Raw genomic sequence first — 16,297 nt, 5'->3', positions numbered from 1 at the left:
AGGCGATTTTTTCGAATGCAGTAACAAAATTGGATCAGTCTGTCCTTTTTGAAAAACTGTATAGAAAAACGCATTAGGAAGAGAGACATCTACTCGCACATCGGTTAAAGGCGACAGAGCATTCTTCTGTCGTCTTTTTTGTTGTTCATCAGAATCTCTTCCTATTCTCATAGGAGGAAATCAAAATGATAAATAGTTATGTAAACAAGGTTAGTCAAGTATACGGAGGAACAGAGGTTTTTCGAGATCTTTCTGTAGAAATTAAGGCTGGACAAATTATCGGACTAGTTGGACGAAACGGACAGGGTAAAACAACGCTTGCTCGGATGTTTGCAGGAGAAGAACAACCGACTTCAGGGGAAGTTGGCTGGCGCAAAGGAATTAAGAAAGCGATGTTGGCTCAAGTACCGAATCACAATGGGAAAGTAGTCAGTGCTGTTTTAGAGGATGTATTTAAGGATTTACTTCAGAAGCAAGACCGAATGGATAGTCTGGAGAAAACATTAGCTCAATCGCTAAATGAATCGGAGCTCGAACAGACATTGAACGAGTATGGAAGGCTGCAGCAGGATTTTTTGGAATTAGGCGGGTATGAGTATAAAGCGACTATACGCCGTGTTGCAGCAGGAATAGGGATTAGTGAGTTATTAGCGTTAGACTGGGAGTTACTTAGCGGCGGTGAACAAACAAAAGTGGGCTTAGCGGTGCTGTTGTTGCAGAAACCAGACTTGCTCGTACTTGATGAACCAACAAACCATCTAGACTTTCATGCCTTAGATTGGCTGGCAGACTGGCTTAAACAGTACGATGGTAGCATTCTGTTAATTTCACATGACCGTGCTTTTCTAGACGCAACGGTTTCTTGCATTTGGGAGATTGAAAGCGGTATTCTTCATACGTATTATACAAACTACTCTGGTTATATAATTGAACGAGAAGAACGTATACTGAACGAATTTAACCAATACACGGATCAGTTGAAGAAAATTAAAAAGATGAAAGAGACGATCAAACGGTTAAAAGAGTGGGCAAATCGAGCCAATCCGCCTAATGCTGGAATGCATCGTCAAGCTAAGAGTATGGAAAAAGCATTGGCAAGAATCGAACGTTTACAAAAACCTGTTGTAGCTAAAAAAGTAAACCTGTCATTTAAACAACAAAAACGAGCAGGCAATGATGTTCTTGCGTTTGCACATGTAAGAAAAAGCTTCGGGTCAAACCAGATTCTTGCTGATGTCAATTTTGAGCTTAAACATCAAGAAAAAGTAGCGATAGTTGGGAGAAATGGTTCAGGGAAATCAACCATACTGCAGCTCTTATTAGGACGAATGACTGCAGACAAAGGGGACATAAAAGCTGGATCGAATGTCTCCATCGGGTATCTTTCGCAGCATGTAGATGAACTGGACACTGAGCAAACCGTTATGGAGGCATTCCGGTTAAGTGCACACGTACCCGAAGAAGATGCGAGAGGGATACTAGCAACATTCTTGTTTTACGGATACGACGTCTATAAAACGATAGGAGCACTTAGTGGTGGAGAAAAAATGCGCTTACGTTTGGCACAACTCGTTTTCGAAAAGCATAATGTTCTCATTTTTGATGAACCGACAAACCATTTAGACATTGAATCCAAAGAAGTGTTGGAAGAAGCAATCAAACAGTTCAAGGGAAGCGTCATAGCTGTTTCCCATGATCGCTATTTTTTAAACAAGTTGTTTCCAGTTACGTACTGGCTTGAGAAGGGGAAGTTAACTCGGTACGAGGGTTCATTTGCTTATGCTGAGCAGAAGAGAAAGGACATGTACGATTAATTGCTTAAATCGTTCTCAAGTAGATGTGAATAAAGAGATGGGGATAAGAAAATGAAATATGTTGGAAACAGCACAATGAGAAAGAATATGCGTGTTTGTCCTTCTTGTTTGCACCCCTTCACAAAAAGGGAATTAGGCGAAGCCTGGATTCCCTTTTCTTTAAAATGTAAAGGGTGTGGAGCTTACATACATGAATTAAAAGTTTCGTTATCGTTACTAATTCCTGGGCTCTTGTTTGCTCTAGTGATGGTCGAGCTTGCAGAATGGCTCCAAGAACAAATCGCGCCGATTCTTCCGATCATTAAAGAAGTTCCGTTAAGCTTAATCATAGTGGTATGCCTTGGCCCACTTTATTATGGAGCAATACGCAAAATGGTCGATTTTACATACAAAAATGGACGTTTTTTTGTGAGGAAGCGTTAAAGATTATTTTTTCGTTTTTTAAGCCAGTTGTTTAATGCCTCAACATCTTCGTTCGATGCGTCATCATCTGTATAGCGAACAACATTGTATTTCTGATCCAATCTTACTATTTCTTTATCCATGGAATTTTCATTAAGTTGTACTCTTGTTATCAATTCACTTGCGGTACTATCTTTTTTAATGGAAAGGCCTTTTTTTTGTTCCACACGTATAAACTCTTTAAATAAAAACCGAATTTTTTCTTTATTCGTCTTAAAATCATCAATCGTTTTCCGGCGGGTAAAGGTCTTTTTCAGCCATTGAAGCGACTGGCTTCTAATCTTCTTACGCCATTTTCTAAACTTAAAAACGCTCTCTTTTTCTTCAAAATAAGTTTCAGCTTGCTTGTCTGCTCGATTTGATAGACGATTAACAAATTCACTCAGCCATTTCTTCAATTTTTTCATGTACTTAAGGAGAAGAATGAGTACAATGGTTAGAAATACAGCAAGGAAAAGATAGAATAAAAGGTCGACCCATGAAAAGGAAGGTTCTACTTGTTCTGAACTCCCCTCAAAGACAACTTCCTCCCTTTCTGCTTCGCGTTCACCATATTGTATGGGATTATCGTATTGCATCAAATTCGAAATCCAAGTTAAAATGATGCCTGCACTTTGCCGGATAAAATAAAAAAGCTGATTTAAATATTGGCTAAATACAATTAAAAACAAAACGGATGAAAACAATAGGAGAAAAACTCGGTTTTTTAGCAATGTTTTTCTTGGAACTTTTGTTTGAGTACTGTAAAAAGTATAGTTCTCTCTTAACGTTTCTGAGTTGGAGTAAAAGATAATTAGAATAATATAAATACACGCCGCTATCGTAATGATCGGTGAAAATTCGGCTGTGCGATCAGTCAGGTTGAATAAAATGGTGAAAAATAAGTAGATGCTTAGACCTTTCCATAGCTTTTTATAAGGTAACAAATCTTCAGCGTATTCAATTCCATACTTAAATCCGCGTAAAAGAATAAACAGAATAGAGAATCCCATTAACAAAGAGCTAGGTAGTGAAGTAAAGAGTGAATAGATAAAGGTAATACTTATTGATAGCACACTTGCTGTGCTAAGAAGTACCCAGTTCATTCTAAAAAATGACAGAGTACCAGCAAGCATACAGGCTGTATACGTAAGATAGAGAACAATAAACCAACTTAAGATTAACGGACTTGGTAACGTTAATACAACAAGGTATAAAAGAATAGGGAAGAGCATTGCAAATTCAAGAAGGCTGGCAACGAATCGACGTTGCCAATTGTGATCGTTCATTTTGACCCCTCCTGAAAAGAACGTGTTTGCTGAATGGTTTCAAGCTCAATAACCTGCACTTGATTGCCCATTTGTCTCAGTGTGTGAACACTGTTAATAACGTCCATAGAATTAAAATCAGAGAGAATAATAATGTCTTTTTTTCTCATGTTTTGCTTAATATCTATTTGTAAAAAATCATTAAAATTCATCATTTTTTTCCGTACTAACATAGCAAGTTTCGTGTATAAAGCATGCAAATGAGAGCGGTTTGCCTTTGCAAGTGTATGGATACGATTGACCTTCGTTTGATCAAGTTGATCCACTGTCTCAATGGTATGCGCATTACATCCGAACCCTACTTCTAAGCCATTATTTATCGCAACTGTCGCGAGAGTTGCAGCATAGGAAATAGCTTTTTCCATCAATTGATTGTAACGTTCACGACTCCAGTTTTTCTTATTTTCATCAAAATTAATGTAAATCATAAGCTGATAATCTGCTGAATAATCATTTTTATTCACTTTTAAATCACCGGTTCTGGCGCTCGCATTCCAATTAATCCGTTTCATCGAATCATGTGAGGCATACTCTCTCACTCCAGCGTTAATAAAAGGGTCATCTACAACCCAACGCTTTACTAGTATGTGACCTTGCAAGCTGGAAGATGGGTAGGTCATAGTACTTAAATCAATTAGTTTGGGATAGACGATAATGGTTAAGGGCGTTTCTATTCCTTTGTAGGCTGTATGAAATCCTAAAAAATCACCCGTTTTTAACGAACTTTTATCTACTTTGAAATACCCACGATTTGGACAAGATACTTCGTAGGAGCGCTTAATTTTTTGATAAGGTGACAAGCTGAAGATGCTTTCAACCCCGTTATAATGATCTGTCTGATTTACGGTTTCTGAATGAAGTACTAGTTCCTTGGGGATAAAGGAATGAACACGAATCCAGGGAAGTGGTAATAGTTTTTTATTAACAATTTCCTCTTTATACAGAACAATTTCACCAGCAAAAATAGGTTTATCTTCAATATGACGAGTATAGAAAACATGAGCAAAAGCCCATTTTTGATACAGATAAATTTGGAGGTTAACTAAAATAAATGTTGCTAGTAATAAAAAAACAATAGTCATTTACTACGGTCCCCGCTGGCATACAACCCATCTTCAGTCGGTATTTCTATCCCTTGAATAATTTCATCTATGATCGTTTCATTCGTTTTTTCTTCATGGTACAGGTAATTTGATACAATGCGATGACTTAGCACAGGTTTAGCAAAATGTTTGACATCATCAGGTGCGACATAACTTCTACCTTGCATCGATGCATATACTTGAGAAGCTTTTAATAAAGCTTGACTACCACGTGGACTGACACCTAATGCAAGAGAAGGATGATTTCGTGTATGTTCAACAATCTTAACTATATATGAAAGAATGTCATCACTAACATAAGTGCTTGAGTACGTTTGTTGTGCCTTAAGAATGTCTTCATAAGTAGCGACTGGTCTAACGGATTGGAGAGGATTGTCATCTTTAAATCTTTTTAAAATTTTCACACCTTCAGCTTCAGAAGGATAGCCCATAGAAGTTTTTAATAAGAAGCGATCGAGCTGAGCTTCTGGTAAAGGAAACGTACCTTGACTCTCAACGGGATTTTGTGTCGCAACGACCATAAAGGGAGAGTCGAGCAAATGAGTCTCTCCGTCTATGGAAACCTGTCTTTCTTCCATACTCTCGAGCAAACTGGATTGTGTTCTAGGAGTTGCGCGATTGATCTCATCTGCCAGCAATAAATTAGTGAAAATGGGACCAGGTCTAAATTGAAAATCGCCTTTTTTCTGATTGAAAAAGTGGAGTCCTGTTATATCTGTAGGAAGTAAATCTGGAGTGAACTGTATTCGCTTGAATGCAATTCCTAGTGAGGCAGATAGTGTTTTTACTAATAATGTTTTTCCTGTACCAGGAACATCATCTAGCAGAACATGTCCGGAGGAAAATAACCCTACTAGTAATGAATCAATTACATCGTCTTTTCCGATAATTACTTGGTTGATAGATTGCTTAATTAATGAAGCGAGTGTTTGTATTGTATGGTCCATATGTAGAGCACTCCTTAATCAGAATAGATAGAATCAATTATAAAGGAAATAGTAACTAAATAATACTGAATTTTTTATATTTATAAAAAGATACAAATAAACCAATGCGCATACGCATTGGTTTTTACACATCATCAATATCGACTAGTTGATGCACTGTTCCATCTTCAACGCGAACCTCAAAGATATGCCCATTGTCTGAGAACGCAAAAATGCCACTATTAAAGTCGGTTTGGAGGTGTTTAAAGAAAACACCATCAATGGTAGATCCTTCACTATCATCAAAATGAAGTTCATATGTACCATCTTCCTGTTGCAACAAATATGCGTGAATCCCTCGTTCAAAGTTCCAATCATCGGTTTCGTCAGAACGCTCTTTTGGTACAACATGTAAGTCAGCAAAAGGCGCTTTTTCAAGCAATTCATTAATAATTGAGCCACCAATAAGCGTAGACCACAGACTTTCAACAATTTGACCAATAATAATTTGTGATGCCTGTTTTTCTTTTGCTGTTCTAGCAATGACTTTGGTTATGTCATAGGAATTTGACTTTTCGATAATCAGCTCCGCTCCATAATCATCTGCAAGCTCTTTAAAAAGAGACATGTCTACTTCTTTGTCATGCTTATATTCTTCTTCTGGTAGTGAATCAAAAACAAGAACGGTTAAAGGTGCTTCAAGTTGTTCTGCAAGTCGAGCTCCACGTTTAATTAAGCGACTGCCGCTATGACCATAATTAACACATACTAAAATGCGTTCTTCTAATCTGTTTGGGGACATCGTTTCACTCCTTTGTGAATCATAACGAATAGTATACCCATACAAGCAAAAATGAAACTAAAGTTATCCCTATCATGTGGTACAGAAATTATTCATATACATGGTTTAACTTGCTATTTACACGGGGAGGTATGAAATAGGTGACATCGATGACTGAGAAACTGTTCCCTATTTTTTTGAAAACTACTTATGGAACCAAGTGGGGGTATATGAACAGGTCAGGTCGTACTCGAATTTCAACTATATACGATAAGGCATTTTCGTTTCAAAGCAATGGCTTAGCTATTATTAAACTCGATGGACAATATGGTTTAATTAATCGCCATGGTCGCTATATTGTCAATCCGATATACCAAGAAATTCGACCATTCTCTGGCAGTAAAGCGGTCGTCCGCACGAAGACAGGATACAGTGTAATTAATGATGCAGGTAAAATTCTAACAAAGAAAAATTATGGATACATCGCACAAATGAGGAGTAACAGATTGCTTTTTCAAGAAAATAACGAGTATGGCTACTTAAATGAGCGAGGAGAAGAAGTCATCCCAGCAGCCTACCTAAAAGCAAATGAATTCGAAACTGAGTATACGACTGTACAAACACGCAGCGGTCAATACTTTTTAATCGATATATACGGAAACACCATACAAACCTATCCATTTAGTAAAGTAGGAGCCCTAAGTGAAGAAAGAATACCATTTAAATCAGACCAAAACTCCAAATGGGGGTTTCTGTCAAAGAGTGGCAAGCAAGTAATTGAACCTCTTTATGACCGAGTCTTTGCGTTTTTTGAAGGTGTGGCAATTATCTCGCAGAGAAAGAGTGGGCGTGATTACTATGGATTAATTAATAAAAAAGGGAACTTGTTAATAGAGCCCATCCATGAAGAAATTATGCTACTCGGGACAGATCGTCTGGCACTCGGAAAAACGGACAATTCTGAAGCAAACGCCTACATGAAGTACGCCATGTACACTGTGAGTGGGGAGCGCTTAACAGAACATGTGTATACATATATGGGGCCATTCGGAAAAAATGGGACCTGCGTCTCAGATGGAAAACAAACGCAACTTATGGATTCTAGGGGAAAACTAAAAGGACCTGCTTTTTTAGGATTTGGGATGATTGAAAATCTTGACGGACTCTATTGTGTTTATATAGATAATCGCATCTTCTATTCAACATACAGTGGTGAAACGGTCTGGAAAGATTCGGGGTCAATGGTTTTACGAAATCCGTACATGATAACTGAGTTATCTTACAGGCCAAGATCTTCTCAAATTGTGTATTATCCAAGAGTAGAAGGGATTTCAAATAAAAAAGAGCAGGAATCCTTAAATGAGTGGCTCAAACAGGCTGCTCTTAGTGAACCAGAGGAAAATAAAAAAGGGAACGATTATTACTACAGTGGCGATTACAATGTCTTGTTTTTTAAGAAGCATTTACTTTCGCTTCAATTGATAAGAAGAGGTTTTTCTGAAGGTGATGGAACGCTATCAGAAAAGCAAATTCATGCTATGATTGACCTTAGAGATGGTTATAGGTATCGCTTAAGTGATTTATTTAAACCGAATCAATCCTATAAAATGGTATTGGATCGATTCATACAGGAGCTAATCAAACAGGAAGGGTGGAGCGCTAGCAACCATTCATTTGAAGGTCTTAGCGAAAACCAAGATTTCACTATTCATTCAGATAGGTTGAACATCATTTATAAATTCAATTCAACTAAGACGGTGTTTCATGTATTTGAAATTTCGTTAGCGGATATTGATCCTATTATTAACAAAAACGGGCGCATGTGGGAGTCGTTTCATTTGACGCTGCATGACTAAGCAGGCATCTTGATGCCTGCTTAGTCAAGTTTTCTATACTTGCAATCATGAGGTAAGAAAGCATAAAATGCGAGCAGAGGTGAAGATAATGTTGTTTGATACTCATGTTCATTTAAATGCTGATCAATTTGATGGTGAGATTGAAGAAACAATTGCGAGAGCGAGAAATGTTGGCGTTAAAGAGATGGTTGTTATTGGCTTCGATCAGAAGACCATTACCCGGGCAATAAAGATTGCTGAGAGTGATGAAGATATCTATGCTGCGGTAGGATGGCATCCTGTTGATGCAATTGATATGACAGAAGATCATTTAAAGTGGATAGAAGAACTAGCGTCCCATCCCAAAGTTGTTGCATTAGGAGAGATGGGATTAGATTATCATTGGGACAAGTCACCAAAAGATGTGCAAAAAGCGGTTTTTCGAAAACAAATCGCCCTAGCTAAAAAAGTGAATTTACCTATTATTATTCATAACCGTGATGCAGATCAAGACGTTGTTGAGCTGTTAAAAGAAGAAGGGGCAAATGAAGTTGGTGGTATTATGCACTGCTTTGGTGGAAGTGTTGAAATTGCCGATGAATGTCTTGCAATGAACTTTTACATTAGCCTAGGTGGGCCAGTTACCTTTAAAAATGCCCGACGTCCAAAAGAGGTGGCGAAGCATGTTCCGCTCGAACGCTTATTAATTGAAACTGACGCACCTTTTCTAGCGCCGCATCCGTATCGAGGGAAGCGAAATGAACCTGCATACGTGAAGCGCGTCGCCGAAGATATCGCAGACTTAAGAGAGATGACTTATGAGGATGTCTGTACGCATACTAGAGAGAATGCAAAGAGGTTGTTTAAAATAAATAAACATTAATGGAAGGAATTTCTTTTTATGTAATCAGTGAGGGTAGGTTTCAAAGGTTACTACTATATTACGTTTCTGTAACGTCTGTTGACAGAGGAAAAGTTCGTCTCTATAATTCGGTGCTTAAGGGGGGATGGAGATGAATTCAATGTCAAGTAAGCTGGACAAGTCTGTGAACTCACAATCATTGAGGCAAAGATCGTTTATAGTAGTTAGCCTTTTTTTTGCCATTATTCTTTTGATGTTTGGCCTTTATGAATGGACCAAGAATACGGTCGCTATTGAGCAAAATGGCGAGGAAGTTGTTGTACAGACCCATGAAAATTCAGTGCAAGCATTGTTCAAAAGTCTTGGAATTGAAGTGAGTGAACATGATTATATAAACCCGCCGTTAAACACGGTGGTTAGTGATGAAATGAATGTTGTTTATAAAGAAGCAAATCAGGTCACGCTTATTATGAATGGGGAAGAAGAACGCTTCTATACAACAACGGATACAGTTAAAGACCTTTTAGATGAAAAAGGACTGAACTATCATGACCAAGATCAGTTAAGTCCAAATGGTGAAGAATCCATTGAGGACGGGTTGACTATTACATATACTCCAGCAGTTGAATTGTCATTAACATATGATGGCAAGGAACAATCATTTTGGAGTTCATCAGCGACTGTCGCTGACTTTTTGAAAGAGGCCAACGTTTCTGTTGGTGAAGAAGACCGAGTTGAGCCAGGTTTAGATCAAGAGTTACATAAGGGGTTAGCCATTCAACTGGTGCGTGTTGAAAAAGTCACCGATGTCATTGAGGAGTCAACAGCCTACGAAACGATCCGACAGGATGATAAGGAATTAAATCAGGGTGTCGAACGGATTGTTGAGCAGGGTGAAAGAGGCGTTCAAGAAATTCATTATGAAGTTACGTATGAGGACGGAGAAGAAGTAGAACGTGAATTAATTAAAACAGAAATGGTTAGTGAAGCAAAAGACCGACTAGTTTCGGTTGGAACCAAAGCTGAAGAAGCAAAGCAATATGTTGCGGAAACGCAAACAGCTAACGAAACCATTCGGTCTTCTAGCTCAGTGGCAAGTCAATCAGAGGAAACAAAAAAAGAACCTGAACCGAAAGCAGATACCATACAAATGTCTGCAACGGCTTATTCTGCTGAATGCAATGGCTGTAGCGGTATAACAGCAACGGGAATTAATTTGCTAGATGATCGTAATAAAAAGGTCGTCGCAGTTGATCCAAGTATCATTCCACTCGGTACAAGAGTGCATGTTGAAGGCTACGGAGAGGCAATTGCTGGAGATACCGGTGGTGCGATAAAAGGAAACAAGATCGATTTGCATGTTCCGACAAGGGATGCAGCTATGCAATATGGCCGAAAAACCGTAACCGTGACCATACTTGATTAGTGAGAAAAACAGGAGCTACTGAGGTAGCTTCTTTTTTTTTAGGCTTAAACAGGCTACAATGAATAAACATATTGGAGCTAGAAATGAGGTTGGAATGAAAATAGATGAGGTTATCGTTGTAGAAGGTCGTTCAGATACAGTTGCGATCAAGCGCGCTGTTGAAGCCGATACGATCGAGACAAATGGATCTGCAGTTGGAGAAGTTGTTTTAAAACAAATTGAATTGGCTTATAAACGGAGAGGGGTTATTATTTTCACCGATCCCGATTACCCAGGAAATCGGATTCGCCGCATTGTTAGTGAACGAGTACCAGGTTGTAAGCACGCCTTTATTCCAAAAGCAGAAGCGGTTCGAGCAAATAGAAGCCTAGGTGTAGAACATGCGAGTGATGAGGCAATTCGGTCAGCACTTCTAGCTGTGCGAACGGAAACAATCGAGTCGTTTGAACACCAAATTACAATGGAAGATTTAATGAAAGCAAATTTGGTTTCAGGAGCTGGAGCGAGGAAAAAAAGAGAAATACTCGGTGAACGTCTCGCAATTGGCTATGCCAATGGGAAACAGTTATTAAAAAGACTACAGACGTTTAGAATAACAGCAGATGAATTTAATGAAGCGTTAAAAGAGCTTGATAATTAGGAGGAAACGTATTCGTGAGTAAAGATATAGCAACACCAGCTCGAACGAAAGAGATATTAGCAAAACATCAGTTTCATTTAAAGAAGAGTTTGGGCCAGAACTTTTTAATTGATTTAAACATTCTTCATCATATTGTTGACGCGAGCGGGATTTCGGAAAGAGATGGTGTGATTGAGATTGGCCCGGGAATTGGAGCTTTAACAGAGCAATTAGCAAAAAAAGCGAAACAGGTTGTGGCCTTTGAAATTGATGATCGCTTGATACCTGTTTTAGAGGATACATTGTCTCCATATCCTAACATTCGTATTATCCATTCAGATGTATTGAAGGCGGATATAGCAGAAGTCATCAAGCAATCTTTCTCAGATGTAGAAAAGATACATGTTGTTGCAAATTTGCCTTATTATGTCACAACACCAATCTTAATGAGCTTGTTAGAAGCCCATCTTCCACTTGAAAGTATCACGGTTATGATACAGGCTGAAGTAGCCGATCGAATTTCGGCTAATCCTGGTACGAAAGAATATGGCGCACTTTCAATCGCAGCTCAGTATTATGCAGAGGCTAAAACGATGTTAACTGTACCGGCCACCGTGTTTGTGCCTCAACCAAGAGTAGATTCGGCTGTTCTGAGGCTGCAAATTCGCGAGAAGCCAGCTGTCGATGTAATGGACGAGAAATGGTTTTTTGAGGTTTTCCATGCTTGTTTTGCGAATCGCCGAAAAACGATATTGAATAACCTTGTTCATAACTTAGTTGGAAAGGAAAAAAAATCATTAATAGAAGAATCTTTGGCTCAAGCGGGTGTAGACCCAATTCGTAGAGGAGAAACCTTATCCCTAGAAGAATTTGCGGCGCTTAGCGATGCTCTTTATACGGCCTTAGGAAAAACAAACTAATTACTGTCACGACCCCTCAGTTGTCAACATAGGTTACAACAGAGGGGGCAACGCTATGACCATTCAAGTTGGAGATGTGGTGGGTCGACTCTCTTACCATTGCGATGTGCTTTTTCGTGTTTTAACCATTACCGATAGGTGGACAACGCTTGTGGGAGAGGAAATGCGCCTTCTTGCGGATGCGCCAATCGATGATTTAAAGCCAATGTCAGTTGAAGAGAGAGAATCAGAAAAAAGTTGGGTTAAAGAACAAGAAGATGTATCCTATCGATTGTTTCGACAAGATGCAAAGTTAATGAAGCGCCGACAAGAATTTCAAGCTGGATCTGGATACGAAGAAACGCCCCATTTTTTTGAAATGAGAGGACGTGTTCTTCATATTGATGGTGATGCAAATTATTTAGATCGCTGCACGTCTCTGTATAATAAACTAGGCGTGCCTGTTTATGGCGTGCATCTAGAAGAAAAAGTAATGCCAACGCAAATTGCATCTCTTATGGAAATGGTTCAACCAGATATTTTAGTTGTTACAGGGCATGATGCATATTCTAAAGCAAAAGGTGACCGGAATGATCTAAAGGCGTACCGTCATACGAAATACTTTGCAGAATGTGTAAGGACAGCGAGAAATGCCGTACAAAATCGAGATAGCTTGTTAATTTTTGCGGGAGCTTGTCAGTCTCATTTCGAAACGCTGATTCGAGCAGGAGCTAATTTTGCTTCTTCTCCCGATCGGGTTAATATTCACGCTTTAGATCCTGTTTATATTGCATCTCGTTTAAGTCGAACCTCGTTTACAGAAACGGTTAATTTATGGGAAATTTTACGTAATACCATTACTGGACAAAAAGGATTAGGTGGTATTGAGACGAAAGGCTGTATGCGCCTCGGCCTGCCTTATACTGATAATGAAGGAGAAACGCCCCAGTGATGAGGCGTTTTTTATTTTAGGTAAATACATAAAAACGTCAAGTTGTGAGATACTACCGATAAAATTTGACAAACTTAGACGTTGACAACATGATTCTATGTTGTTATAATCAAAAATTTGACTTATTTATTTACAAGGTGTATAATAGATAATAGTGAGGTGGTTGTAAAGATGGCAAAGACGTTAATTGACATTAAGCGAGCACTAGACAAAAATGTTGGAAAGAAAATAACGATAAAAGCAAATGGAGGTCGTAAACGTTCTTCAGAGCAGTCAGGTATGATTGAAGAAACGTACCCATCGGTTTTTATTGTTAAGCTTGATGAGGATCAAAATTCGGTAGAGCGTGTTTCTTATAGTTACGCGGACGTGTTAACTGAGACAGTTCAACTTTTACTCGCAAGCGAAAACGGAAAACCAGCGACAATCATTTAATGCTTTTCTTTGACTTTCTTTCCAACAAAAAGAAAGTCTTTTTTTTATGCCTTTGCACATACTATAAATGCTGGTAACTAACCAGCAAACAAGCAAAGGGGCGGGTTTAGATGAGCAGAAGACGTGGAGTAATGTCAGATCGCTTAAAAGAAGAACTTGCAAAAGAGCTTGGATTTTATGATACGGTTCAAAAAGAAGGTTGGGGTGGAATTCGAGCAAGAGATGCTGGAAATATGGTCAAACGAGCAATAGAGCTCGCTGAACAAAACCTTAACCAAACTGAACGGTAGATGAAAAGGGCGTCTTGGACGCCCTTTTTTTATAGAGGTTTAAAAGATAAAGGAGGGGGAATACTCTTTACTATTAACCTATGAAAAAGGAGATGAAGGCATGAGTTTAACAGAATATATAACGCAAATTAATGAAATGCTTGAAGGAGCAAAAGAGGAGCTACATACAAATGAAGAAATGGTTTAACCATTAAGAACACCCCTTTGGAGCTGACGAAGGGGTGTTCTTTACGAATCAACGGACTGTTTTTAGAAAAGGTGGTATGTTGATCAAACAAGTGATAAAATAACGTCAGCATATGCAAGCATAGAAGGTGACAATGTGAAGTATTCAATAAAAGCACCAGCCAAAATTAATTTATCATTGGATGTGTTAAAAAAGCGCGATGACGGCTATCATGAAGTTGAAATGATTATGACGATGGTTGATTTGGCAGATCGTGTTGACTTAGCATTACGAGTAGATGGAAAAATTAGTGTTGATGTGTCGGAAGGTTTTGTACCAAGTGATGAGCGGAATTTTGCTTATCAAGCGGCTGCACTGTTAAAGAAACGGTTTCGAGTTAGGCACGGTGTTCATATTTACATTACAAAACGAATTCCTGTTGCAGCGGGCCTTGCTGGGGGAAGTAGTGACGCGGCTGCGACGCTAAAAGGGTTAAATCAGCTTTGGGAACTTGGTCTAAGCTTGGACGAGCTAGCGGAGTTAGGGGCAGAAATAGGATCAGACGTCTCGTTTTGCGTTTACGGGGGCACCGCACTCGCAACGGGAAGAGGAGAGCGTATAGAAGCACTACCATCTCCGCCTCCTCTCTGGGTTGTTCTTGCAAAGCCACCAATTGGAGTATCAACGAAAGATGTTTATGGCGGATTAAAGGTAGATAAGGCAAAGCCTGGGAATACAAAAGCGATGATTGAAGCATTACACAATCAAGATGCCCAAGCGATTTTTTCGTTGCTGCACAATACACTAGAAGATGTGACACTCCGATTGCACCCTGAAGTTAAACGTATTAAAGAACAGATGAAACGTTTTGGTGCTGATGCCGTGTTAATGAGCGGAAGTGGACCAACTGTTTTCGGGTTAGTTGAAAAAGAATCAAGAGTAAATCGAATTTATAACGGTCTTCGTGGATTCTGTGATGAAGTACATGCTGTACGCTTAATTCGTTCAAGCGATACTTGTCCAAATACGGATGAAAATGGTATGTTATAAGTAAATAATTCGGTTATTCGCGCGGAGGGAATATGAAAAAGTTAAAGCGCAGTGCGCGCCTCGTTGATATGACGTATTTTTTACTACAACATCCACATGAAATTGTGTCGCTCACACGATTTTCTGAACGATATCAAGCAGCTAAGTCATCGATTAGCGAAGATCTTGTTATTATTAAAGAAATGTTTGAAGATGAAGGATATGGAGCGTTACTTACAATACCGGGTGCAAGCGGTGGTGTAAAATACATGCCTAAAATGAATAAGAGTGAAGCTGAAACTCTCGTTGATCAACTTGTCATTGATTTAAATAAACAAGAGCGTATTTTACCCGGTGGTTATCTATATATGATGGATCTACTAGGTAATCCAAAGTTAATGCATGAAGTTGGTCGACTCTTTGCTTCCGTCCTTCATAATAAACAAATTGATGCAGTTATGACGGTAGCAACTAAGGGCATTCCGCTTGCTTACGCCGTTGGCCAACATTTAGGTGTTCCTGTTAGCATTGTACGTCGTGATCACCGGATTACGGAAGGTTCGATGGTTAGTATTAACTATGCTTCAGGTTCATCAGACCGGATACAAACCATGACGCTTGCTCGACGGAGCCTTGCACCAGGAGCTAAAGTGTTTATTGTCGATGATTTTATGAAAGCTGGCGGTACTCTTAAAGGGATGGTCGACTTACTGGAAGAGTTTGATGCGGACTTAGTGGGAATTGGTGTACTCGTTGAAGCAGCTGAAGTAAATGAGCGGCTCGTTGATGATTATATTTCATTAACAAAACTTACGGACGTTAATGTCCGTGAAAAACGAATCGATGTGTCAGAAGGAAATGTTTTTGAGAAGTACTAGGACTTCAGAGGAGGAATTAAAATGAAAGTTGTACACACAAATAATGCACCACAAGCGATTGGTCCATACTCACAAGGAATTATCGTAAACAATATGTTTTATAGCTCGGGGCAAATTCCTTTGACAGCAGAAGGAGACCTATTAGCTGTTACTGTTGAAGAACAGACGCATCAAGTATTTGCGAATCTTAAAGCGGTATTAAAAGAAGCGGGTTCCTCGCTTGAACAAGTTGTTAAAGCAACAGTTTTTATCAAAGATATGAATGATTTCCCAGCAATAAATGACGTTTACGGTCACTATTTCACAGACCACAAACCGGCTAGATCATGTGTGGAAGTGGCGAGACTACCAAAAGATGTAAAAATAGAAATTGAAGTTATTGCCTTAGTTTAAAAAAAGAGAAACCATCTACCTTATATAGACTGACCTAGTCATTTGGGACAGTAATAAAACACCTACTTATTAAGCTGCCATATTACCGAACTCTATCGGTGTGTGGTAGCTTAATTTTTT

17 protein-coding genes are annotated in these 16,297 nt (G+C 39.0%); 13 read left to right on the top strand and 4 right to left on the bottom strand.

Features of this window, described 5'->3' with window-relative positions; genetic code table 11:
• The first annotated feature begins 185 nt into the window (after positions 1 to 185).
• Positions 186 to 1,814 (top strand): ribosomal protection-like ABC-F family protein, encoded by a 1,629-nt coding sequence (abc-f, locus tag JOC54_RS21215; RefSeq protein WP_204469013.1) that lies wholly within the window; start codon positions 186 to 188, stop codon positions 1,812 to 1,814.
• Between the two features lie 51 nt (positions 1,815 to 1,865).
• Positions 1,866 to 2,237 carry a YcnL family membrane protein gene (locus JOC54_RS21210; RefSeq protein WP_204469011.1) on the top strand — a complete coding sequence of 124 codons (372 nt, stop codon included), beginning with the start codon at positions 1,866 to 1,868 and terminating at the stop codon, positions 2,235 to 2,237.
• On the opposite strand, the gene JOC54_RS21205 is transcribed toward JOC54_RS21210, so the two are convergent.
• The 4 genes from JOC54_RS21205 to JOC54_RS21190 form a co-directional block, all read right to left on the bottom strand.
• Positions 2,234 to 3,544 carry a hypothetical protein gene (locus JOC54_RS21205; RefSeq protein ID WP_204469009.1) on the bottom strand — a complete coding sequence of 437 codons (1,311 nt, stop codon included), beginning with the start codon at positions 3,542 to 3,544 and terminating at the stop codon, positions 2,234 to 2,236. The two genes, JOC54_RS21210 and JOC54_RS21205, sit on opposite strands and share 4 nt — an antisense overlap.
• Positions 3,541 to 4,665, bottom strand: a complete 1,125-nt coding sequence (locus JOC54_RS21200; RefSeq protein ID WP_204469007.1) for a DUF58 domain-containing protein — start codon at positions 4,663 to 4,665, stop codon at positions 3,541 to 3,543. Before JOC54_RS21200 ends, JOC54_RS21205 begins: the two co-directional genes overlap by 4 nt.
• Positions 4,662 to 5,633 (bottom strand): AAA family ATPase, encoded by a 972-nt coding sequence (locus JOC54_RS21195; RefSeq protein WP_204469005.1) that lies wholly within the window; start codon positions 5,631 to 5,633, stop codon positions 4,662 to 4,664. The genes JOC54_RS21200 and JOC54_RS21195 overlap by 4 nt, the downstream gene beginning before the upstream one ends.
• Positions 5,634 to 5,757: 124 nt before the next feature.
• Positions 5,758 to 6,414: a universal stress protein gene (locus tag JOC54_RS21190; protein WP_204469003.1), complete on the bottom strand. Its 657-nt coding sequence runs from the start codon at positions 6,412 to 6,414 to the stop codon at positions 5,758 to 5,760.
• A 209-nt stretch (positions 6,415 to 6,623) separates the two neighbouring features.
• Here JOC54_RS21190 and JOC54_RS21185 point away from each other — a divergent pair, with 209 nt between their 5' ends.
• From JOC54_RS21185 to JOC54_RS21135, 11 genes are all read left to right on the top strand, one after another.
• Positions 6,624 to 8,249, top strand: a complete 1,626-nt coding sequence (locus tag JOC54_RS21185) for a WG repeat-containing protein (protein WP_204469001.1) — start codon at positions 6,624 to 6,626, stop codon at positions 8,247 to 8,249.
• 88 nt (positions 8,250 to 8,337) lie between these two features.
• Positions 8,338 to 9,111, top strand: a complete 774-nt coding sequence (locus tag JOC54_RS21180; protein ID WP_204468998.1) for a TatD family hydrolase — start codon at positions 8,338 to 8,340, stop codon at positions 9,109 to 9,111.
• A gap of 130 nt (positions 9,112 to 9,241) precedes the next feature.
• Entirely contained in the window at positions 9,242 to 10,516 is a 1,275-nt protein-coding gene (locus JOC54_RS21175) for a resuscitation-promoting factor (protein ID WP_204468996.1), read from the top strand.
• 94 nt (positions 10,517 to 10,610) lie between these two features.
• Positions 10,611 to 11,156, top strand: a complete 546-nt coding sequence (gene rnmV, locus JOC54_RS21170; protein WP_204469052.1) for a ribonuclease M5 — start codon at positions 10,611 to 10,613, stop codon at positions 11,154 to 11,156.
• A gap of 14 nt (positions 11,157 to 11,170) precedes the next feature.
• On the top strand, positions 11,171 to 12,055 hold the full coding sequence (rsmA, locus tag JOC54_RS21165; RefSeq protein ID WP_204468994.1) for a 16S rRNA (adenine(1518)-N(6)/adenine(1519)-N(6))-dimethyltransferase RsmA: 885 nt from the start codon (positions 11,171 to 11,173) through the stop codon (positions 12,053 to 12,055).
• Positions 12,056 to 12,110: 55 nt separating this feature from the next.
• Entirely contained in the window at positions 12,111 to 12,986 is an 876-nt protein-coding gene (gene yabG / locus JOC54_RS21160; RefSeq protein ID WP_204468992.1) for a sporulation peptidase YabG, read from the top strand.
• Positions 12,987 to 13,157: 171 nt separating this feature from the next.
• Positions 13,158 to 13,421, top strand: coding sequence for a biofilm formation stimulator Veg (gene veg / locus JOC54_RS21155; RefSeq protein ID WP_035420821.1), 264 nt, complete (start codon positions 13,158 to 13,160; stop codon positions 13,419 to 13,421).
• A gap of 110 nt (positions 13,422 to 13,531) precedes the next feature.
• Complete coding sequence (locus tag JOC54_RS21150; RefSeq protein ID WP_035441207.1) at positions 13,532 to 13,711, top strand: small, acid-soluble spore protein, alpha/beta type; 180 nt, start codon at positions 13,532 to 13,534, stop codon at positions 13,709 to 13,711.
• Positions 13,712 to 14,033: 322 nt separating this feature from the next.
• Positions 14,034 to 14,927 (top strand): 4-(cytidine 5'-diphospho)-2-C-methyl-D-erythritol kinase, encoded by an 894-nt coding sequence (gene ispE, locus JOC54_RS21145; protein ID WP_204468990.1) that lies wholly within the window; start codon positions 14,034 to 14,036, stop codon positions 14,925 to 14,927.
• 32 nt (positions 14,928 to 14,959) lie between these two features.
• Positions 14,960 to 15,784 (top strand): pur operon repressor, encoded by an 825-nt coding sequence (purR, locus tag JOC54_RS21140; protein ID WP_035420819.1) that lies wholly within the window; start codon positions 14,960 to 14,962, stop codon positions 15,782 to 15,784.
• A 21-nt stretch (positions 15,785 to 15,805) separates the two neighbouring features.
• Positions 15,806 to 16,177, top strand: coding sequence for a RidA family protein (locus JOC54_RS21135; protein ID WP_035420818.1), 372 nt, complete (start codon positions 15,806 to 15,808; stop codon positions 16,175 to 16,177).
• Positions 16,178 to 16,297 lie beyond the last annotated feature (120 nt).

The organism is Shouchella xiaoxiensis (genome assembly GCF_016907895.1).
GTDB classification, from domain to species: Bacteria; Bacillota; Bacilli; order Bacillales; family Bacillaceae_D; genus Shouchella; species Shouchella xiaoxiensis.
The sequence above is the reverse complement of the archived record's forward strand: the minus strand, read 5'-3'. Positions and strand labels throughout refer to the sequence as shown.